Consider the following 20774-nt stretch of genomic DNA (forward strand, 5'->3'; position numbering starts at 1 on the left):
ATTCGGCGTGACCGCATGGGCCGGATTTATGCCTGGGCCAGCCTCGGCATTTTCATCGGTTCGGATTTCAGGAAACCCTGCACCATTTCCTGAAGCATGGCCTGTTTCACGGCCGCTGCCTCCGGCTCGGACCAGAGATTGCGCAATTCTCTCGGGTCGCGGTCAAGATCGAACAGCTCCCCCTCCCCGCCCTCGCGATAGACGCTGATCTTGTGGCGCGCATTCACATAGCTGACCACATGGGGCATGCGCGGGTTATGGCGGTTTTCGCAGATCGCGAAATCCCGTGCGCAGGCGGCCTGCCCCGTCCAGACATCCAGTTGCGATACGCCCTGAAGATTATCCGGCGCCCCCAGACCGGCGGCCTCCAGAAAACTTGGCGTCAGATCAACAAGGCTCTGGATCGCCTCGCTGACCTGCCCCTGCGGGACCTTGCCGGGCCAGGACACGATGAACGGAATGCGCAGCATGTCTTCATAGTGAAACGGCCCCTTGGCCACCAGACCGTGCTGCCCCAGAAAATGCCCGTGATCGGTGGTGAACACGATCAGCGTCTCATCGGCGATGCCAAGATCGTCGAGATGATCCAGAATCCGGCCGACCTCCTGATCAAGGAAGCTCATCATGCCGTAATAGACCGCCATATCCTTTTTCAGCTCATCATGGGGGTAAAGATGGCTGGCGCAGCCATGGGCCTCATGCGGGTCATGCCAGGCGGAAAAATCCGGGTCCTGTTCCTGGGTCATGGCGAAATGCGGCGGGTTGCGGTCATGTTCTCCCGGCACCAGCGCGCCGGGTTTCATATCATCCGGGTCATACATTGAGGCCCAGGGCTCCGGCACCGTATAGGGCGGGTGCGGGTCCGGGAAACTGGTCCAGAGGAAGAACGGCGCCTCTTCCGCAACAGCGGCCTTGATGAACGCGCAGGAGCGTTCCCCAATCCACGGGGTGTAATGCAGCGCCTCGGGCAGCGCCCAGTGACGATCCTGCCGGGCCCAATAGGGCGCGCCTGCGGCCTGTTTCGGGGCATGGCTGGCGCTGACACCCGGCAGCGGCTGGAAATAGTCCTGCCAGTCGGTCAGGCCCCTGTCTTCCATCCAGGCCGCATAATGCTGCCCGACATGGGATTCATCGGCGTGGTTGCGCACAAGCTCCACATGGTCGAACCCGTAATGGGGGCCATTGAAGCCGCGCCAGAAGGGGATATCGCGCAGGGTCGGCTGCCGCTCAAGGCTGTCCCCGGCAAGGGGCTGGAAATGCGCCTTGCCGATCAGGCCGGTCTTATAGCCCGCCTCTGACAGATGCCCGCCAAGGGTCGGCACCTCTTCGGGCAGTTTGACCCCGATGGTCCAGGCCCCGTGCTGCGAGGGGTAAAGCCCGGTGATGATACTGGCGCGCGACGGCGTGCAGACAGGGCTTGGGCAATAGGCCCGGTCAAACCGGGTTCCACGCGCGCAAAGCCGGTCGAGATTTGGGGTTTTGATCTTGTCATTCACCACGCCAAGCGCCGAGAAATGCTGCTGATCCGTGGTGATCAGGAGAATATTTGGTCGCTTCATACCCTGACTGCCCCTTGCCTAACCCTTGACCGCCCCTGCAAGGCCGTTGACGAAATAGCGTTGCAGAAGAATGAACAGAACGACGATCGGAATGATCGAGATGGTTGCCGCGGCCGCCATGCCGGACCAGTCGATAAACTGCTCCCCCTTGAAGGCGTAGATGCCGACCGACAGCGTTCGGATCGCCGGGTTGGCAAGGGTGATGACAAGCGGCAGCAGGAAATCATTCCAGGCGTGCAGCACCTGCATGATCACCACGGTCACCACAATCGGGCGCGCCAGCGGCAGCATCACATACCAGAATATCCTGAAGAAACTGACCCCCTCGACCCGCGCGGCCTCTTCCAGTTCGTCAGGCAACTGGCTGAAATATCCCGCGAACAGCAGAACGAAAATCACCATCGCATGGCCAGAGGTCGCAATGGTGAGACCAATCAGGTTGGAGGACAGGCCCAAAGCGCTGAGCAGTTCGAAAATCGGGATGATGGTGAAGCCCTGCGGCATGAACACCGTGGCGACAAAGCCCAGGAACAATATGTTGCGGCCCGGAAACCGGTAACGGCCCAGGACATAGCCCATGGTGGCGGTGCAGAATGTCACGATCACAACCGAGCCCAGGGTGACGAAAAGCGTATTGAAGAAATAGCGGCCCATATTGGCCTCGACCCAGGCGCGGCTGTAGTTTTCCCAGACGATCTCCTGCGGGACGAGACCGGTGCCGGCGAAAATCTCACCCGTTGATTTGAGACTGGTCGAGATCATCCACAGGAACGGATAGATCCAGATCAGGCACAAACAGGTAAGGCCAAGGCTGACCAGCGCCACCCGGGCCGTGGGCCGGTGACTGCCAAAGAGGATGCGGCGCGGGCTGAGAGCGGCAGGAAGCTTCATGCGGTCTGCCCCCGGCGGGTGCGGCGCGCAATCACCGCCTGCAACAGTGTCAGCGCCAGCACCACAAGCCCGAAAAACACGCCTGCGGCCGCCGCATAGCCAAGTTCGGGGATCGACCCGTCGCCGGTGGCAAAGGCCTTGCGGTAGACGAAAATCTCCATCACCTCCGAGGCGAAGAACGGGCCGCCATTTGTCATCGACATGATCAGCGGAAAGACGTTGAGCGCCGCGACTGCGGAAATCAGCAGGATCATCACCGCAAAGGGCGCGACGATGGGCAGGATCACATACCAGATCAGCCGGGCGCCCTTGCAATTGTCGAGGCGCGCGGCCTCATACACATCCGATGGCACGGTCTGCAGCGCGGCCAGCCAGTAGATCACCGTGATGCCCAGCCATTTCCAGACATAGACCCCGATCACCGAGGGCATGACCGTGTCGGATGAGCCCAGAAAATCCACCGGGCGCGCAATCAGGCCGATATCCAGCAAGAACCCGTTGATCGGCCCGTTGAACGGCGACAGCATGAAGGTCCAGACAATGCCGATCACCGCCACCGGCGTGACCACCGGCAGAAAGATGAAGGTGCGGAACAGGTTGGACAGTTTCAGCAACCGGTCGTTGAGGATGACCGCAAGCACAAGCCCAAGGATCATCTGAATGGGCACGGTGCCCAGCAGAAAGACCAAGGACCGGGAAAACGCCGCCCAGAAAAACGGGTCGCTCATCAACCGGGTGAAATTCGCAAAGCCGACAAAAACCTTGTCGGCGTTAAAGCCCGACCAGTCCTGCATCGCGAAAAACACGGCGGCCACAATCGGGTAGAAGACAAACATGCCGCCCAGCACCAGCCCCGGCAGCAGCATCAGATACTGATGGCGATAGCGGTGAATGAAGGTGCGACGCCGCATGGGAACACTCTGCTGAATAGCGGTGAAAAGTCAAAAAAGGGGGGTGCTGCGTCTGCACAGCACCCCCCAGAGGGAGAACGTATCAGTAATCCGACGCGCCGAAATCGACATCCGGGTTCCAGTTCGAGAAGACCAGATCAGACCGGTCAACCTGCGCGCCCGCAGCGCCTGCTTCTGCAAAAGCGGCATCAAGCGCTGCGTTATAGCGGTCTTTCAGGGCGCTCATCTGTTCGCGCACACCGGTCAGTTCACCGGCGACAAGGCCTTGCACGGTCCGGGCGAAATTGACCTCGGGCGCCTGGAAGGCCCCGATGACCTGGGCAATGTCGCTGTTGCCGACAACCGGGTTCGGCCCCACGCGGATCTGTTCATTGAACATGTTGAGCGCGAATTTGGACCGGTCCGACATATCCGCATGTTCAAGCGCCTCGGGGAAGATCGGCGGGTCGCCCGCGCCGACGATATTGGCCCAGGCGGTCTGCCCCTCCAGCGTGCCGAGATAGTGGAAGATATCGCCCACAATCGCCCCGTTCGGCGAGTTTTTGTACATGAACATCGTGTTCGGCGCCAAAGCCCCCTGCCCGATGGTCAGCTTGCCGGTCGGGCCTTCATCGGGGACCGGGCCCGAGGCGACACCGAAATCATAATCGGGATGTTCCCCTTCCCATCCGCCGATATTCCACGGGCCCTGCAGGATCATGCCCGCCGCCCCCTGCGGCATGAAGGCCCGCGCCTGCGGTGCATTCATGCTCATCACCCCGGGGAAGATGCTGCCATCGGCCTGCATCGCGATCAGAAGCTCCACCGCGCCGATATATTCGTCGCTGTCGAACACATATTCCCCGGTGCGGAAGTCGATATCGGCCTCGACCACACTGTCCCCGCCAGCACTTGCGCCCGCCATGCGGCCCATATTGCGCACGGTCTGCGCCCAGCGGCCCAGTTGCGAGCCGCCGATGATGAACCCGTAATAGCGCCCTGCCCCGGCCTCGGTGATCTTGCGGGCCGCGTCGCGGAACCCGCTCCAGGTCAGGGGCTGATCTTCCGGGGCATACCCGGCGGCCTCCATATAGGCGCGGTTGAACAGAAGATGTGTGCCGTAGCGCTTGTTCGAGGTGAAAGGCAGGCCATAGGTCTTGCCGTCAAACTCGTTGATCCCGGGCAGGAACGCGCCCTGCGGGAACCCGGCTTTCCATGCCTCGATATCCGGAATGAAATCATCATAGGGCTGCACCCAGTCCTGGGCGACGGCATCGGCCGGGTTGATGTTCTGCGGCAGGGCAAACACGTCATGGGCCGTGTCGTTGCGCACCCCAAGCGGCACGACCTGCGCGATCTCGTTCCAGGGCAGCGGATCATAGATGATCTCCACCCCCCGCGCCTGGGCATATTCCGCAAAGAACTGGCGATAGAACACCGCTTTCTGATCGCCGCTGTCGATCCAGCGCAACGAGGCGCCCGATGCGATATCATTGATCGCCGCCGGTATCCCCTGCGCCATGGCCGGGCCAAGGCCGAACCCGGCGCCAAGACCCAATGCGGCGGCCCCCGCTGTAGATGATTGCAGGAAATGGCGGCGCGACAGGCCGCGCATACGCGTGATAGACATGATGAATCCTCCCCGGTTCAACCTTTATGTTGCGGCAACAGTGACAGGGGTCACCATTAAACACCAGTTGACAGAATGGTGTAATTGATAACAAAAACTTATCAATATGTTTGACAACCTGGAAAACCTCACCCGCCTTGTCGCCGTTGTGGACCATGGCACGTTGCACAAAGCAGCAGAACATCTGGGGCTGACGCAACCGGCCATCACCCGCAGCATCAAACTGCTGGAACGCAGCGCCGCCGCGCCCTTGTTCGACCGGCACGGACGCGGTGTGCACCTGACCCCCCTGGGGGAACGTGTCACGGAACACGCCCGCAGCATCCTGCGCGAATGCGCCTTCGCCCGGACCGATGTCGCCACATTGCGCGATGGGGAAAGCGGCCATCTGAACATCGCCGGTGCCCCGGTCTGGATGTCCTCTATCCTGCCCGGTGCGGTCGCACAGATGCAGCGCGCCTATCCAAGGCTGACCCTCGCCATGCGATCCCTGAGCTATACCGAGGCGATCCCCCTGCTGCATAGTGGCGAGATCGACATCTTCTGCGGCGGGTTTCAGCGCCAGGAAGGGTTGTCCTCGTTTCTGGTCCGCACCCCCATATTCACATCCAGCCTTACCGTTGTCGCCCGCAAGACCCATCCGATCCATGCCCTTCCCGGGATCGGGGCGCAGGACCTGCTCGACTGTTCCTGGCTGTCTTATCAAAGCGATGTCGCCTATCTGGATATGATCATGGAGATGATCGCCGCCGAGACCGGCAAGAAAAAGCAGGCGGACCTGCATTGCGAGAACATGTTGACGGCGCTTGAGCTGTTGCGGCGCGGGGATTATCTGTCCTTCCTGCCAAGCAGCTTCATCACCTCCAGCTTCGGGGCCGGGATCAGCGCGGTCGCGACACAGGCCGCAAAAGCCTCGTTCCAGTCCGGCATGATCTATCGCCGCAGCCTCAGCGGCAGCGCGCCGTTCACATTGCTATGCGATCTGGCCGACAGACAGATCCGCGCGCTTGGCTTTCACAAAGAGGCGTGACCGCCCGAAAAGCCCGGTTGTTGCAAACGTCAGTGTTTCAGAAAGGCCGCGCGTGAATAACCGGGAGAACTCACAGCCAAGCCCGGCACGGACCGAGCGGACCGACCGGATTACAGAGAGGACCGGATTGCAGAGAGATCGTATAATAAATGCGCAATCTGCACGCACCTTCCGGGGGAACGGATCGGATGGCTGCAAAATACTTGACTAGTCAACTGGTCGAATCTTTCATAATCGGATGCAACAACCCGATTCCTCCCACAGATATCAGCAACTTGCCGATGTGATCCGCAGCGACATCCTGAACGGCACCTATGCTTCCGGGGATCGTCTTCCCTCTGAACAGGAACTCTGCCGCATCTACGCGATCAGCCGGGGAACGGTGGTCAAGGCCTTTGACCTGCTGGTGAAAGAAGGCGTCGCCGTGCGGCGCCAGGGGGCGGGCACATTTGTGACCCGCACCTCTTTGCGCCGCGAACCCGGGCGATTGATGAGCTTTTCGCAAACCGTCGCGGCCCAGGGAAAGCAGGCCACCCAGAAAATTCTGTCGATGAAACCGGCCAGCGAGACGCAATGCAATTCCGTCGGCTGTTTCGAACCTGCGGTCTGCCTGACACGGTTGCGACTGGTGGATGATATCGCCAGTTCCCTGCATGTGTCGGTCATCCCGAACACCGTGATGGACAAAATTCCGCCCGCCTATGCCAGCCGCATGACCGATCGGGGCATCACGGATTTCTCTCTTTATGCGGCATTCGAGGCGGGAGGGATTCAGGTCACCAATGCCGAAGAAAAAATCACCTCCCGCCTTGCCTTGCCGAACGAGATGCAAGCCCTGTCGATGCCCCCGCCAGCGGCCGTGATGGTCGTCAACCGGCGCAGCACGGATCGCTTTGGCCGCCTGATCGAAGTGACAGAGGCCATCTATCAAAGCGGGTATTACGCTTATGAGGTCTCTCTGCTGCGCGGCATCGCCCATCAGATTCCCTTCCAGATAAAATCCAAAAACACTCCCGATACCGACAGCTAGGAGAATTACAATGACACATCTATTCAAGGCGCTGACCGCCTCTGGCATGGCCCTGCTGGCCGCCGGGGCCGCTGGCGCCGAAGACCGGCCGGTTGCGATGATCGTCGCCCAGGGCGGTCTGGGCGACGGGTCGTGGAACGACACCGCCTTTGCCGGGTTCGAGGCGGGCCTGGCCAGCACCGGGCTGGAGGGCCGCCCGATTGAATCCGCCGATGTGGTGGCCCAGGGAGAAGAGATCATGCGACGCGCCGCCGATGTCGGGTTCGGTCTGGTGATCAGCCTGGAATGGATTCATGGCGAGCCGATGGAGATGCTGGCCCGCGATTACGCCGAGACCGACTGGGTGATCATGAACCAGACCCGCGCGGGCGACAACATCGCCTCGGTTGTCTTTGCGGAACATGAAGGTTCGTTCCTGGCGGGCGCGCTGGCCGCGCAGGTAACGGTGGACAGCTCGATCGAGGGGATCAACGAGGCCCCGGTTCTGGGGGTGATCGGCGGGTTTCAGGCCCCGGGCATCGACAAGTTCATTGTCGGCTTCATTCAGGGGGCCGAGGCCGTGAACCCGGATATTGACGTGATCGTGGCCTATGCGGACAGCTTTGGCGACCCGGCGCGCGGCGCGCAGATGGCCAATGCGATGTTCGATCAGGGGGCCGATATCGTCTATCAGGTGGCCGGCGGCACCGGCATCGGCATCATCGAGGCGGCGGCCACGCGCGGCCATTATGCCATCGGCGTGGATACCGATCAGGATGGTCTGGCCCCGGGCCATGTTCTGACCTCGATGATCAAACGGGTCGATGTTGCCGTTGACGGGATCATCACGGCCTATGCCGGGGGCAGTTTCCCCGGCGGTGAGGTGATCAGTTTCGGTCTGGCCGAAAACGGCGTTGCCCTGTCTGACATGACCCATACGCGGGACCGTATTCCCGCCGCCTATCTTGAGCGTGTCGACGGTATGCGCAGCGATATCATAGCCGGGGAAATCGAGGTTTGGGACGTCTCCACAATGGGCTACCCGGATTTCTTCACCAATTAGGGCCATCGGCGCTTATCCGGGGCGCGGGTGTGGCCAGCACCACATATGCCCGCAAAGACGCGCGTCCCGACATTTCATGAAAGGCCATGCCGGTTATGGCGATGCGACCAGCCATCTCTGTCGCGCTTGGGGCAGAGAACCTTCATAAATCCTACGGCCCGGTTCAGGCCAATCGTGGTATTTCACTGGCACTGGCCCCGGGTGAAATTCATGCCATCGTCGGCGAGAACGGCGCGGGGAAATCCACCCTGATGCGCATGCTGCAGGGGGTTGAGCCGCCGGATCGGGGCCATGTCATAATTGACGATGCCCCGGTCTGCCTGCGCGGCCCGCGCGATGCGCTGGCGCGCGGCATCGGCATGGTGCATCAGGAATTCATGATGGCGCCCGATCTGACGCTGCTGGAAAATCTGGTGCTGGGGGATGAACCCGTGACCCGGCCCCGGGGGCCCTTCTCCCGCATAGACTGGCGCGCGGCAGAGACCCGGGGGCAGGAGCTGGCAACACGGATCGGCGCCCGGATCGACTGGCAGCGCCGCACCTCAGGCGTGCCGGTTCACATTCTGCAATGTGTCGAGATCATCCGGCTTCTGCGCCGCGACTGCACCGTGTTGATCCTGGATGAACCCACCGCTGTTCTGGCCCCGCCCCAGGTTGAGGACCTGTTTGCCCTGTTGCGCAACCTGCGCGAGACCGGCGCCACGATCCTGTTCATCAGCCACAAGATCAACGAGGTGATGGCACTGGCCGATCAGGTGACCGTCATCCGGCAGGGGGAAACGGTTTTCCAGAGACCCGTAGCCCGGACCAGCGCCGGGGAGATCGCCACCCATATCATGCGCGATACCGGCGATGCCCTCCCCGCAAAAGCTCGGCCAAAGCCCCCTGAAACCGAAATGGTGCTGGAAACACGCGGCCTGTCTGCCCCGTCACTGGAAAAATCCCAGGCCCTGCAGGATATCTCGCTGACGCTCCATGCCGGTGAAATCCTCGGGCTGGCGGGCATAGCGGGCAATGGGCAGGTGGAACTGGTCGAATGCATTGCCGGGTTACGGGGCAGTCACGCGGGCAGCATTGTCTTCAAAGGCCATGATATCAGCCATGACACCCCCCTTGCGCGGCGCCAGCAGGGCCTGGCCTATATCAGTGCTGATCGGAAGAATGAGGGGCTGACGCCTGGGGCCAGTATCGAAACCAATGTGATCGCAGGCAGCCATCGCAGCCCCCCCATCGCGAAGGCCGGTTTTCTCAACCGCGCGGCCATGCGCCGGGTGGCCAGGGATCGGCTGGCCGCGCTGGCCGTCACCTATGACCGCCTGCGCGATACTGCCGACAGCCTGTCAGGCGGCAATCAGCAAAAACTGGTCTTCGCCCGCGAAAGTGCCGGGCAGCCCGCCCTGCTGATCGCCTCGCAACCCACAAGGGGCGTCGATCTGAACGGGATTGCCGCGATCCACAATGTGATCCGCGATTTTCGCGAAGCCGGCGGCGCGGTGCTGCTGGCCTCCGAGGAACTGGACGAGTTGCAGGCTTTGTCAGACCGGATCATCGTTCTGGCCGATGGCGCCGTGGCCGGATGCGTAAGCGACCCGCAGACCGGGCGGGCCGAGATCGGCCGGATGATGGTGGGGGCCGCCGGATGAAAGGGGCCGCCCTGCAAAACAGTATCGGGCTGGCCCTGCCGCTTGCGGTCTCTTTCGTGATCAGCGGTCTTGTCCTGCTGGGGATCGGCGAAAACCCGTTTGCGGTTTTTTCGCTGATGGCGGGTGAGGCGTTTGGCAATGCCCTGCGGCTCGCGGCCACCCTGTCGGCAGCCACGCCCCTGCTGTTCACCGCCACCGCCACGGCGATCTGCTTTCGATCGGGCGTGTTCAATGTGGGGGTGGAGGGTGCGTTTCTGGTGGGGGGTCTGGGCGCGGTGTTTCTGGGGTTTACCCTGCCCGCCTCTCTGGGCCTTGCGCTGGTGCCGATCTGCCTGGCTTTCGCGGCCCTGTTGGGGGCGATCTGGCTGTATCTGCCCGGGGCTCTGCTGGCCAGATATGAGGTGGATGAGGTCGTCTCGACCCTGATGCTGAACTTCATTGCCGCCGCGATCACCGGCTATCTGGTGAATGGGCCGCTGCTGTCGCCGGTTTCGGGGAATAATGTCACGCCCCTGATCCATGAGGCCGCGTTCCTGCCCCGCCTGATGCCACCCTCCACGCTCCATGCGGGGTTTCTGATCGGGCTGATCTGCGTTGCGGCCTATGGGCTCTGGTGCGTCCGCACCCCGTCGGGGTTTGAGGGGGCGCTGGTCGGGCTGAACAAACGGTTTTCCCGCGCGGTCGGCATCTCGGTGCCGCGCATGATCATTCTGGTCATGGTGCTGTCAGGCATTCTGGCGGGCCTTGGCGGGGCCGTGCACGGGCTGGGCCAGATGCACCGGTTCAGTGACGGGTTTTCGCCCGGTTACGGGTTCACCGGCATGGCTGTGGCATTATTGGGCCGGAACACACCGGTCGGGATTGCCCTGGGTGCGGTGCTGTTCGGCGCGCTGGCCTCGGCCGGGACAACGATTCAGCTTTTCTCGGACATACCGCTGGATCTGGTGAACATCATTCAGGGCACGGTGATGATCTTCGCGGTGGTTGAGATCGGCCATATTCTGCACCGCCGGAAGACAGGCGGCAAAACGGGGGGCGGTCAATATGCTGATTGAACAGATCCTCGTATCCACCCTTGTCCTGACCACGCCGATCCTGCTGGCCGCCATGGGCGGTCTGGTGAACCGGCAGGCGGGGATCGTGAATATCGGGCTTGAGGCGAAGATGCTGGCAGGCGCCTTTGTGGCGGTGATCGTGTCATCGGCAACGCAAAGCTGGCTGCTGGCCTGTCTGGCCGCAGCGCTGACCGGGGCCGGTATCGGCTGGGTGTTTTCGCTGACCATCACCCGCGCGCGCGCCAATATGATCGTGGCGGGGCTGGGGCTGAACGTGCTGGTGGCCGGTGCCATCGGGTTTATCCTGGCCTGGGTGTTTTCCTCTTCAGGTACGCTCAGGCAACCCGATGTGGTGCTGCTGCCCCATATCCTGCCGCAGGCCATCGACAGGCTGCCGGTGATCGGTCCGGCCCTGGCCGATCTTGACCCGCTGACCCTTCTGTCCTGGGCCACGGTTCTGGCCCTGCCCTTCCTTCTGGCCAATACCAGGGCCGGTCTCTGGATCAGGGCGACCGGCAATGCCCCGCAGGTCATCCGCGCCCTGGGGCTTGATGGCCCGACGATACAGGATGCCTCCACCGCTTTTGCCGGGGCCTTTGCCGGGCTGGCAGGCGCGCATCTGGCGCTGGCCTCGCTTGGCCTTTTCAACGAGGGGCTGACCGCCGGGCGCGGCTTCATCGCGTTGGCCGCCTTTTATTTCGGGCGGGACAGACCATTTCAGACCGCCATGGCCTGTCTGCTGTTCGGCTTTCTCGATGCCAGCCAGATTCGCCTGCAAACCACGGGCTTTCCGCCGAAACTGATCGGCATGATCCCTTATCTGATGGTCCTTCTGGCCCTGATCTTCACCAGCATCCGCGCAAAACGAAAGACGATGATATGAACACGGCCCTGATCGTCATTGATATGCAGAACGGGTTTCTGCATCCATCCGGCGAAAACACCTATCCCGCAGCCGCCGATATCATCGGCAATGTGCAGGCCCTGATCGCACAGGCCGATGCCACGGGTGCGGTGATCGTGCATGTGGCCGACAGGCACCGTGAGGGGTTCGAGGATTTCGAGCAGATCCACCTGCCGGTGCATTCCTTAAGCGGCAGCTTCAATGCCGCTTATTACGACGGCTTCGGCCCCCGGGGCCGCAAGCGCGAGGTCGAGATCGTCAAGCGCCGTTACAGCGCGTTTTTCGGCACCGATCTGACCCTGTTTCTGCGCGAACAGGCAGTGCGCAGGCTGATCCTCTGCGGTGTGAAAACCAATGTCTGTATCCGCGCAACGGCACAGGACGGGTTTGCAAACGGGTTCGAGGTTCATGTGGTCCGCGACGCGGTGAACACCAACCGCCCCCATCTGGGAGAGGCGGCGCTGGAAGATATCGCCCGCTATCTGGGCCATGTGATCGGCCAGTCCGACGCGCTGGAGATGCTTCGATGACCCATCTTGTCGTCACCGGATATGCCAGCCTGGATTACGTTCTGCAATTGAAGGGCCAGATTGCGGGCGACCGGACAACGCTGTGCAAGCGCACGCCATATGCCTGGCCGCGCGCGGGCGGCTGCCCGACCTATATTGCGACACAGGCAACCCTTATGGGGGCAAGGGTCACGCCGGTCATGTGGCTTGGCAATGATGCGGCGGGGAGCAGCCTGCTAAACTGCCTGACAGATTCGGGCATCGACACCGATGGCGTATCGACCATAGCCGGGGCGAAATCCCCCTCTGCGGTGATGGCCTATCAGGCGGATGGCAGTTGTGCCTGTCTCTATGATCCCGGCCCCGCCGGGGCCGAGCAGTTGACCGACCCGCAGCGCCGGGCAATCTCTCTGGCCAGCCATCTTTGCATCACCGTCGGCCCGCCGCATCTGCTGGAGGAAATTCTGGCCCTGCGCCCGGCCGGAGCCCGGCTATACTGGGCCGTCAAGAATGACCCGGCCTGTTTCACCCCCAGGATCATCGCCCGGCTGCAAGACAGTGCCGATGTGATTTTCTGCAGCAAGGCCGAACGGTCGATGATCACCGGAACCGGGGCGACCATCCTTCAGACCCTGGGGCCGGGAGGTGTGACGATTGAACAGGACGGCACCACCCAGACCCTGCCCGTCACCCCGGTGGCCATCCGGGACAATACCGGCGCGGGCGATTGTTTCGCAGGCGGGTATATCGCCGCCGAGATGACCGGCATCACCGACGCCACATATGCAGCCGGTCAGGGCATTGCCGCCGTGAGCCACATGTTGACCAAAAGACGAAGGGAAACCAACTCGTGAAAACCGCCTGGTACCTTGGACATAGCGCCGACAAGATCGGGAACAGTGCGATTCTGGTCGGCGATCCGGCCCGTGTTTCCCGTATTGCTGACTTGCTGGAGGCCCCCGATTTCCTGCCGGAAACGCGCGGGCTGAAAACCGTGACGGGCAATTATAACGGGCAACGGGTCACCATCGCCGCCTTCGGCATGGGGGCCCCGATCGCCACGATTGTTCTGCATGAACTGGCCTATCTGGGGATCAAAACCTTTCTGCGGATCGGCACCGCCATGTATTTCCCCCCCGCCCTGCCCGGTGATTTCGTGATCAGCGCCTCGGCCCTGTCCTTTGAAGGGACATCGGCGGCCTATACCATATCCGACGCCCCCCCGGTCGCGGATCCGGCGCTTGTGCAAACCCTTGTGGCCTCGGCCGCCAAACGGGGGGCGGCCCCGAAAACCGGCATCTTCGCCACCTTTGATGCCTTCTACCGCGATATGTTCGGGATTGATGCGGCAGGCCATAAACGCGCCGGCGAAACCCGGGCAATGCTGCGCGATGGCGGGGTTCTGGCCGCCGATATGGAAACCTCGGCACTTCTGACCGCGGCAGAAGCGCTGGATGTGTCCTGCGCCTCATTCTGTCTGGGTACCGTCAATGGGATCAACCAGAAGAAACTGATGCCTGAGCTTTTGGCCCAGGGCGAAATGCAGATGTTCCGCATCGCCCTTGATGCGATGACCGCGAAAGGGTGAGAGGGTAATCGACATGAGATCGAGGGGGTCGAACTGCCAGAACCACCTTACCCTTCAGGGTATTAAAGCACTTCTCGAAACACCTTAAATATCTTGCATCACAAAAACTCCGAGAAAGCAGTCACTTGGCAGGGCGTGTTCACCGGACTGGCTTGTGGGGCAACGGTCTCAAAAGCAACCATGACATCCCAAGACCCCCTTGGCTTTCAGGAATGACCTTTCGCACAGAACAAGATTTGATCAATCTACGAAGCACCCTGTTCTGCCGCACCGGTTTTGATTGCTGCGTCAATGTCCGCATCGGTGATCCCGAACTCCTTGAGCACTTCGCTTGTGTGCTGACCGACGAGCGGTGCCGGGCGTTGGATTTCGGCGGGCGTGTCGCTGAAGCCGACGGCGGGACCGACGACCCTGACGGTGCCCGCGCGCGGGTGCTCGTAGCTTTGCATGAGCCCGAGATGCGCGACCTGCGGGTCGGCGGCGGCCTCGAGATGGGTTTTCACCTCGCCGCACCAGATATCGGCCTCAAGCAGCGCCGCGATCAGGTCTTCTGTGTTCCATTTGCCGGTCTCCGCGGCCAGCGCGCGCCACACCGCGTCACGCTCGGCAAACAGCGTTTCAGGGTCGTCAAAGCGCAGCAGATCGTTATTGCCGAGCACGCCGACAAGCGTCTTGTAGGGGCTCATCGCGATGGTGACCCACCCGTCGCTGGTCGGGTAGGTGCCAAAGGGCGCGTCCATACCCGGGTGGCCGATGCCGGAATTGGGGCGCTGGAAGTCCTCGTTGAAGTTCATCGCCATGACCATTTCCTGGTTCTGGTGGGCGAGCATCCCGGCGAGCAGGTTGACCTTGACCTCCTGCCCCTTGCCGGAGCGTTCGCGCCACAAGAGCGCGGTCAGGATGCCGTAAACCATGTTCATCGCGCCGACCTGGTCGGAGAAGCCCGCCCCCACTGGGGTGGGCGGATTGTCTGACTGGCCTGTTGCACTCATGATGCCGGTCAGGCCCTGCACCAGCATGTCCTGTCCGGGGCGGTTCACGTAAGGCCCGTCCTCACCATAGCCCGAGCCCGAGCAATAGACGATGCGCGGGTTCGTGGCCTTGAAGTCTTCATAGCCATAGCCCATCCGTGCCATCACGCCGGGGCGGAAATTCTGCACCACCACGTCGGCCTGTTCGGCCATCTTCATGATCATCGCGCGGGCTTCGGGGGATTTGAGGTTCAGCGCCACGCTGCGCTTGTTGCGGTTCCACGCAAGGAAGTTCGGGCTTTCGCCGTCGCCGACCCATTTGTTGCGGAAGGTCAGTGAGCGGAACAGGTCGCCCGCTCCGGGGCGCTCAATCTTGATCACATTGGCGCCCATATCGGCCAGCTGCTGCGTGGCGAACGGCCCCTGCAGCAGATGCGAGAAATCCAGGATCGTGATGTGGGAAAGCGCTTTGTCAGTCATGGGTCAGTCTCGCTTGTCGTCTAGGTCCCCGCGCGCACTGGCGCGGGACTCGCGCCACAGGGCGCGGATGTCGGAAAAAGTTCTGGTTTCGTCTTCGCCGGTTTCGACCGCCAGACGTATCCGCGAAGCTGCGGCATTGGTAAAGGCCGGGAACCTGTCAAACCGCGGGCGCAGCAGGGCGTGCTCGGCTGTCTCCAGCGTGTCGGCATAGAAATTGCCCCAGGCCGCGTTCACGGCCGGGTCGGTCCAGGCGCTGCGCGCGGAGGGCTGGCCGCCAAACTCGGGGAAGAGCTGGCGCTGCGTGTCGCGCGATAGGAGCGCGGCCGTATGGGCACGCAGCTCGGCATCTGGCATGCAGCGGCGCGAGAAGGCGACCCCCGTCCCGCCCAGGACACCGCCCTTACCCCCCGGCGCGCGCGGCGTATCGGAAAACGCCACCGCATGGGGCGCATGGCCCGCCCGGGCATAGGTGACATAGGCGAAGACCAGCGGGATCAGCGCGATCTCGTCACTGTGTCCCATCGCTTCGAGCAGGGCAATCGGGTTCATCTCGGCGGTGCCTTGCGGCGCCAAGCGGGCAAGGCGCTGCAGGCGTTCCAGCACGGGCAAAGCTACCGCATCAGGCAGCATCTCGTCCCCGGCCACGATCACCCCCTCGCTGGCTGCCATCGAGATCAGATTCAAAAACCCGTGCGGCCCGCCAAGCGACAGCGCCACGGGCAAGCTTTGCGCGATCTCGTCGATCTCGTCCCAAGAGGTTGGCGCGATGGCGATACGGTCGGGACGGCGCGCAGCGACCTGCGTGGCGACATCGAGGGGCAAGGCCCAGTGCAACCCGTCCCACTGGTAGGAGCGGAACGACGGCCCAACGCTCTCGGCCTCCCAGTCCGCCAATTGCTCGGCGCTGAACATCTCTTCCAGAGGGATCAGGCAATTCTCCGCCACCGCCTCGCCGATATGCGGATGGTCCAGCACGACCAAGTCATAGCGCGCGGTCAGATCGGTGATCTGCGCGCTCTCAAACCCTTCAAGAGGCTGCTTGTCCCAGGTGATCAAAGGCTCCGACCGACCCGCATTCACACGACGCGCAGCCTCCGCAAGCGCATCATACCCACGAGGGTGATCCCACGTCAGGCCTTTGTATTTCGGCGGCTGGATCGGGATACGTTCGGCGCTGGCGCGAACCATCTGCAAGACATCGGAACTCACCGCTCACACCCCCTTGAACTGCCCCTTGAACTGCGGTTCGCGTTTTTCGAGGAAAGCGTCGATGCCCTCCTGCCCGTCGGCGGAGGAATAGAGCCGGAACAGAACCTCCTGCTCGTAGCTCTTGGCGCTTTCGATCGGCGCATCAGCGCCTTCGCGCATCAGGCGCTTCATCTCACCCTGCGCGAGCGGCGCGATCTTCAGGCACGCCCGCGCCCGTTTCGCCACTGCCATGTCCAGATCATCCGTCACCTCGGCCGCGACCCCAAGCTCGTAGGCCCGCTGACCCGACATGCGCCAGCCCGCCAGCATCAGGTCGGAGGCGGCGTATTTGCCCACCGCGCGCACCAGCCGCTGCGTGCCGCCACCGCCCGGGTTGAGGCCAAGACGCCCCTCGGGCAGGCCAAGCTGCGCCGCCTCGGCACACAGGATGATGTCGCAGCAGAGCGCAATCTCGAACCCGCCTCCAAGCGCAAACCCGTCGATCGCGCAGATCACCGGCTTGTGCAGCCGCTCGAGTTTGTCGAAAACCCGGCGCGAGTTCATCTGATAGGCGATGAACTCCGCGCGTTTGTCGCCCTGGTATTCGGCGATATCTGCCCCGGCGACGAAGGCCTTTCCACCGGCCCCGCGCAGAACCATCACGCGAACCGCGGGATCATCCGCCGCCGCGTCGAGCGCCGCGTCGAACTCTTCCATCAATGGCGTGGAGAGCGCGTTGAGCTTGTCGGGCCGGTTGAACATCAACTGCCGGACACCGGGCATCAGGTTGGAGATCTCGATCAGCGGCATGTCATTGCTCCAACTTTTCAGAAGGCGGGCTGCCCAGTGACGCGCTCAAGCTTTCCGCCGCCCGCCTGGCCATTTCAGTAACAGCCTCAATGCTTTGGTTGGCGCGCGATTGAGCAAGGTAGGGAACGGTGATCGCCGCAACAGAACGGTCGTTATGGTCACGCACCGCGAAGGCGATGTTCGTCATGCCGTCGACCACGCTACTTGGCCCCACCTCATAGCCAGCTTTCCGGATTGCCTCGAACCGGGTGAGGTATTCTTGCTTTTCCGCTTCCGAGAAATCGGCCAGCAGACGTGTCGCGCGGGACGGCGCGATATCGGCCGATAGAACCACGCCCGACCCCGTTTCGAGCAGCGGAAAGGAAGCGCCCGTCTTGACCCCGTAATGCATCGGCATTGGGCTTTCGGCGCTAGCGATGATCACCAGCTTGTCGGCCTCGGCCACACCAAGGTGGCAGGATTGCAGGGCCTCGCCCGCGAGTTCTTCCAACACCGGAAGCGCTGCATGGATCAGGCGCGCCGTTGGCGGGAACTTGTGAGACAGTTCAAACATCCTCAGAGACAGGTGATACCTGTCTGTTTCGGAATCCTTGTACAGGAAACGGCGGTTTTCGAGAGCGAGGATAATCCTGTAGATCTCGCTGATCGATCTATCGAGCGCCTGCGTGAGTTCCTTTTTCGTTGCCCCCTCCGGTTGCTTGGCGAGGAACTCCAACACGTCGATCGCCTTGTCTACGGCCGGGGCCTGATATGTCCCTGGTGGTTTGTCTTGTTTTCCCATATCGGCGTCAACCTCCCAGTAGCAGCGACAATTGCGGCACCATGATCAGCACCAAAGCCACCAAGGCGAAGAGGCCAAGGAAAGGCAACACGGCGCGGGCAAAAGATGTGACCGGCAGGCGCGTAATGGTACATGTTGTGAACATCACCGTTCCGACCGGCGGCGTGATCCCCCCCATATGAATCAGGAACACGAAGACCACGCCGAAATGCACCGGCTCGATCCCGAGGCCGTTGACCACCGGCATGAGCATCGGGGCCAGCACGAGGATCAGCGCGGTGCCTTCGACCAGCATGCCGGCGATGATGAGAATGACGGCGATCAGGATGAGCATCAGCTGCGGTTGGCTCGTCGCTGTCAACAAGGCCTCGCCCACGGCGCGCGGAAACCCTTTGAAGGTGAGAATCCAGGTAAACGCAGCAGACGCCGCAAGCACCAGCATGATGGCAGAGGTCGAGATGATCGCCGAGCGCAGCGCGGTCAGGAATTGCGCGAAGGTGGCTTCGCGGTAGAAGAGCAGGAAGGCCAGAGCATAGGCCACCGCCAGACCGCCGGCCTCCGACGGCGTGAAGATGCCGGCCCGGATCCCCACAATGATCAGCATCGGCATCAAGAGCGCGGGCAAGGCGCTGAGGAAGGCTGGGAAAAGCGGCTCTTTTTTCCGGTTCTCTTTCGGCACGGCCGGATCCCAACCGGCGCGTTTGCTCAACACATGCACAAGGCAGAGCATGGCGCCCGCCAGAAACAGGCCTGGAATGATCGCACCTGCAAACAGCGCGCCAATCGAGGTGTCTGTGACGAAGCCGAACAGGATCAGGCTGATGCCCGGCGGGATCAGCGGCGCAATCAGCGCGGAGCTGGCAGTTACCACTGTCGAGAAGGCGAGCGGATAACCGCGTGAGGTCATTTCCGGCACGAGGATCTTGGCTTGCATGGCCGCATCGCCATTGGCCGACCCCGACATGCCCGACAGAAGCGTGGACAAAAGCACGTTGGTCTTGGCAATGCCGCCGGTGATGCCATCAGTCAGGATACGGGCGAATTTCATCACCCGCCGGGTGATACCCGAGATGTTCATCAACTCACCGGTGAGGATAAAAAGAGGAATGGCCAGGAGCGGGAAGCTCTGCGTACCAGCGACGAGGCGCTGCGCCGCGACCACATCGAGGATCGCCGGTTCGACCGCGATCCACAGGCCCGTCAAGGCTAGAAATACCATGGCAATGGGAACGCCCGCCGCGACGAGAACGACGAAAAGGATCCCCGTTAACGCAAGCATCATGGGTCGGTCGCCTCATTGTCGAAATCGTCGCAAATCAGAATACGCGCGAAGGTCACGATCTGAGCGAGAGTCAGGAGTGCGAAACCGATGGGTAAGCTCGCGTAAAGCCAGCCGATCGAAATCCGCATGGACGGAATGGTCATCCCGGCGCGCTGGAACAGCTTCCACCCGTACCAGGTGACGAAAATGGAAACGACGATGAGCAAAAGCTGCCGTGTCAGGCGCAAGACGCGCGCAGCCCGCGACGGAAGCAGCTGGCCAGCCACCGTCACGGCAAGATGGGCCTGATTGCGCTCGGCAAGCGCGAGGCCCAGAAACACGATCCATGCAAATAGCAAGGTCGACAGATCGAAGGAAAATATCAAAGGCGCAACGACGACGTAGCGCATAAACACGGCCACAACGACGAGCACAACCATTGCAATCATCAACAATCCCACGACTGCAAATTCGGCATTGCCGAGCCACTTGTAGAGTTTCATCGACGACCTCATAGCGAGCAAATGTAAACATGCGGAGCCGGGAGATTCCCGGCTCCGCAACTATAGTTTAGCTTACTCGGCTTCGATAACCGCGCGTGCAGCATCAAAGACACCGTCGGTCCACTCCGGGAAGCTCTCGGCATGCCGCCAGCGCGGGCGGCGAAGAGCGACAAGTCGATGTCGGAGATGATCGTCATGCCGAGCGATTCCAGCTCGTCGATGCCAGCCTGATAGCCGCTCAGCGCGGTGTCGGTCATGATGGCGCAGGCGTTGTCAGCCTCTTCCTGCACGATCATCTGGTTCTCTTCGCTCAGGCCATTGTAAAGGCTTGCACTCATCACAATGGGCGAGAGGTCCAGGATGTGGTTAGTCTGGATAAGGTAGTTCGCGTGCTCGTGGTGACGCTGATCGAGGATCGCGGCGGGCGGAGCTTCGCCTGCCGCGATCACGCCTTGTGCGAAGGCGCTGTAAACCTCGGGCCAAGGCATCGGGGTCGGCGCGGCGTCAAAAACCTGACGAACCATCTCGGTGTAGATGGTCACAGGCTGGACGCGCATGCGCAGGCCGGACATGTCTTCCGGCACGGCAACCGGGGTTTCGCGCGTATAGAGATCGCGGATGCCGAAGGCGAAATAGCACAGCACCTTGATGTTGTGCTGCTCTTCGGCCTGCGCCTCGATACCAGCCCACAGGTCGCTGCCCAGCAGTCGTTCTGCATCGCTGTAGTCCGCATACATGAACGGATAAACCATCACGCCGAAATCCGGCACGTAGTTGGCGATGGTGCCGGGGCCGACCTGCCCGATCAGATCGCCACCCAGCGTGATCTGTTCTGTGATCTGCGAGTTCTCGCCGAGCTGACCGGACGGGAACATCTCGATGGTGACGGCACCGCCGGTCCGTTCGGTCACGGCCTCTGCCATCGCGGTGCCTGCTTCATTCACGAAGTGGCCTTCGGAATTCATGTGAGCGAAACGGATGGTTGTATCCGCGAATGCACTGCCAGCCG

General features: G+C 61.9%; 20 protein-coding genes. 9 read left to right on the forward strand and 11 right to left on the reverse strand.

Going from position 1 to position 20774, the window contains the following annotated elements:
- Positions 1 to 26: 26 nt before the first annotated feature.
- From E2K80_RS08730 to E2K80_RS08745, 4 genes are all read right to left on the reverse strand, one after another.
- Complete coding sequence (locus E2K80_RS08730) at positions 27 to 1559, reverse strand: sulfatase family protein (RefSeq protein ID WP_135374628.1); 1533 nt, start codon at positions 1557 to 1559, stop codon at positions 27 to 29.
- Between the two features lie 18 nt (positions 1560 to 1577).
- The gene (locus E2K80_RS08735; protein WP_135374631.1) at positions 1578 to 2450 is read right to left on the reverse strand and encodes a carbohydrate ABC transporter permease; all 873 of its coding nucleotides are present in this window, start codon (positions 2448 to 2450) and stop codon (positions 1578 to 1580) included.
- Positions 2447 to 3361 carry a carbohydrate ABC transporter permease gene (locus E2K80_RS08740; RefSeq protein WP_135374633.1) on the reverse strand — a complete coding sequence of 305 codons (915 nt, stop codon included), beginning with the start codon at positions 3359 to 3361 and terminating at the stop codon, positions 2447 to 2449. Before E2K80_RS08740 ends, E2K80_RS08735 begins: the two co-directional genes overlap by 4 nt.
- An 82-nt stretch (positions 3362 to 3443) precedes the next feature.
- Positions 3444 to 4970, reverse strand: a complete 1527-nt coding sequence (locus tag E2K80_RS08745; protein WP_238475702.1) for an ABC transporter substrate-binding protein — start codon at positions 4968 to 4970, stop codon at positions 3444 to 3446.
- A 106-nt stretch (positions 4971 to 5076) separates the two neighbouring features.
- Between E2K80_RS08745 and E2K80_RS08750 the strand changes: the two genes are divergently transcribed.
- The 9 genes from E2K80_RS08750 to E2K80_RS08790 all read left to right on the forward strand — a co-directional run bounded on the left by E2K80_RS08750 (position 5077) and on the right by E2K80_RS08790 (position 13771).
- Entirely contained in the window at positions 5077 to 6000 is a 924-nt protein-coding gene (locus tag E2K80_RS08750) for a LysR family transcriptional regulator (RefSeq protein WP_135374635.1), read from the forward strand.
- Positions 6001 to 6238: 238 nt separating this feature from the next.
- Positions 6239 to 7030 carry a GntR family transcriptional regulator gene (locus E2K80_RS08755; protein ID WP_135374637.1) on the forward strand — a complete coding sequence of 264 codons (792 nt, stop codon included), beginning with the start codon at positions 6239 to 6241 and terminating at the stop codon, positions 7028 to 7030.
- A 10-nt stretch (positions 7031 to 7040) separates the two neighbouring features.
- A complete protein-coding gene (locus E2K80_RS08760) occupies positions 7041 to 8072 on the forward strand; it encodes a BMP family lipoprotein (RefSeq protein ID WP_135374639.1) in 1032 nt (343 codons plus the stop codon).
- A gap of 95 nt (positions 8073 to 8167) precedes the next feature.
- Positions 8168 to 9715 carry an ABC transporter ATP-binding protein gene (locus E2K80_RS08765; RefSeq protein ID WP_168193141.1) on the forward strand — a complete coding sequence of 516 codons (1548 nt, stop codon included), beginning with the start codon at positions 8168 to 8170 and terminating at the stop codon, positions 9713 to 9715.
- Positions 9712 to 10770, forward strand: coding sequence for an ABC transporter permease (locus E2K80_RS08770; protein WP_168193142.1), 1059 nt, complete (start codon positions 9712 to 9714; stop codon positions 10768 to 10770). Before E2K80_RS08765 ends, E2K80_RS08770 begins: the two co-directional genes overlap by 4 nt.
- On the forward strand, positions 10760 to 11653 hold the full coding sequence (locus E2K80_RS08775; protein WP_210405447.1) for an ABC transporter permease: 894 nt from the start codon (positions 10760 to 10762) through the stop codon (positions 11651 to 11653). Before E2K80_RS08770 ends, E2K80_RS08775 begins: the two co-directional genes overlap by 11 nt.
- The gene (locus E2K80_RS08780) at positions 11650 to 12204 is read left to right on the forward strand and encodes a cysteine hydrolase family protein (RefSeq protein ID WP_135374646.1); all 555 of its coding nucleotides are present in this window, start codon (positions 11650 to 11652) and stop codon (positions 12202 to 12204) included. Before E2K80_RS08775 ends, E2K80_RS08780 begins: the two co-directional genes overlap by 4 nt.
- A complete protein-coding gene (locus tag E2K80_RS08785; protein ID WP_135374648.1) occupies positions 12201 to 13037 on the forward strand; it encodes a carbohydrate kinase family protein in 837 nt (278 codons plus the stop codon). Before E2K80_RS08780 ends, E2K80_RS08785 begins: the two co-directional genes overlap by 4 nt.
- Positions 13034 to 13771 (forward strand): nucleoside phosphorylase, encoded by a 738-nt coding sequence (locus E2K80_RS08790; protein ID WP_210405448.1) that lies wholly within the window; start codon positions 13034 to 13036, stop codon positions 13769 to 13771. The genes E2K80_RS08785 and E2K80_RS08790 overlap by 4 nt, the downstream gene beginning before the upstream one ends.
- Before the next feature lie 245 nt (positions 13772 to 14016).
- On the opposite strand, the gene E2K80_RS08795 is transcribed toward E2K80_RS08790, so the two are convergent.
- From E2K80_RS08795 to dctP, 7 genes are read right to left on the reverse strand one after another with little or no spacing between them, the layout of a single operon-like run.
- Positions 14017 to 15222, reverse strand: coding sequence for a CaiB/BaiF CoA transferase family protein (locus E2K80_RS08795; protein ID WP_135374650.1), 1206 nt, complete (start codon positions 15220 to 15222; stop codon positions 14017 to 14019).
- 3 nt (positions 15223 to 15225) lie between these two features.
- Positions 15226 to 16431 carry a carbohydrate ABC transporter substrate-binding protein gene (locus tag E2K80_RS08800; protein WP_210405449.1) on the reverse strand — a complete coding sequence of 402 codons (1206 nt, stop codon included), beginning with the start codon at positions 16429 to 16431 and terminating at the stop codon, positions 15226 to 15228.
- 3 nt (positions 16432 to 16434) lie between these two features.
- Positions 16435 to 17220 (reverse strand): enoyl-CoA hydratase/isomerase family protein, encoded by a 786-nt coding sequence (locus E2K80_RS08805; RefSeq protein WP_135374653.1) that lies wholly within the window; start codon positions 17218 to 17220, stop codon positions 16435 to 16437.
- A 1-nt stretch (position 17221) separates the two neighbouring features.
- Positions 17222 to 18001, reverse strand: a complete 780-nt coding sequence (locus E2K80_RS08810) for an IclR family transcriptional regulator (protein ID WP_135374655.1) — start codon at positions 17999 to 18001, stop codon at positions 17222 to 17224.
- Between the two features lie 7 nt (positions 18002 to 18008).
- Positions 18009 to 19283: a TRAP transporter large permease gene (locus E2K80_RS08815; protein WP_135374657.1), complete on the reverse strand. Its 1275-nt coding sequence runs from the start codon at positions 19281 to 19283 to the stop codon at positions 18009 to 18011.
- The gene (locus E2K80_RS08820) at positions 19280 to 19765 is read right to left on the reverse strand and encodes a TRAP transporter small permease (RefSeq protein ID WP_168193143.1); all 486 of its coding nucleotides are present in this window, start codon (positions 19763 to 19765) and stop codon (positions 19280 to 19282) included. Before E2K80_RS08820 ends, E2K80_RS08815 begins: the two co-directional genes overlap by 4 nt.
- Positions 19766 to 19773: 8 nt before the next feature.
- Positions 19774 to 20730, reverse strand: coding sequence for a TRAP transporter substrate-binding protein DctP (gene dctP, locus E2K80_RS08825; RefSeq protein WP_168193144.1), 957 nt, complete (start codon positions 20728 to 20730; stop codon positions 19774 to 19776).
- Positions 20731 to 20774: the final 44 nt, after the last annotated feature.

The organism is Rhodophyticola sp. CCM32, assembly GCF_004751985.1.
GTDB lineage: Bacteria > Pseudomonadota > Alphaproteobacteria > Rhodobacterales > Rhodobacteraceae > Rhodophyticola.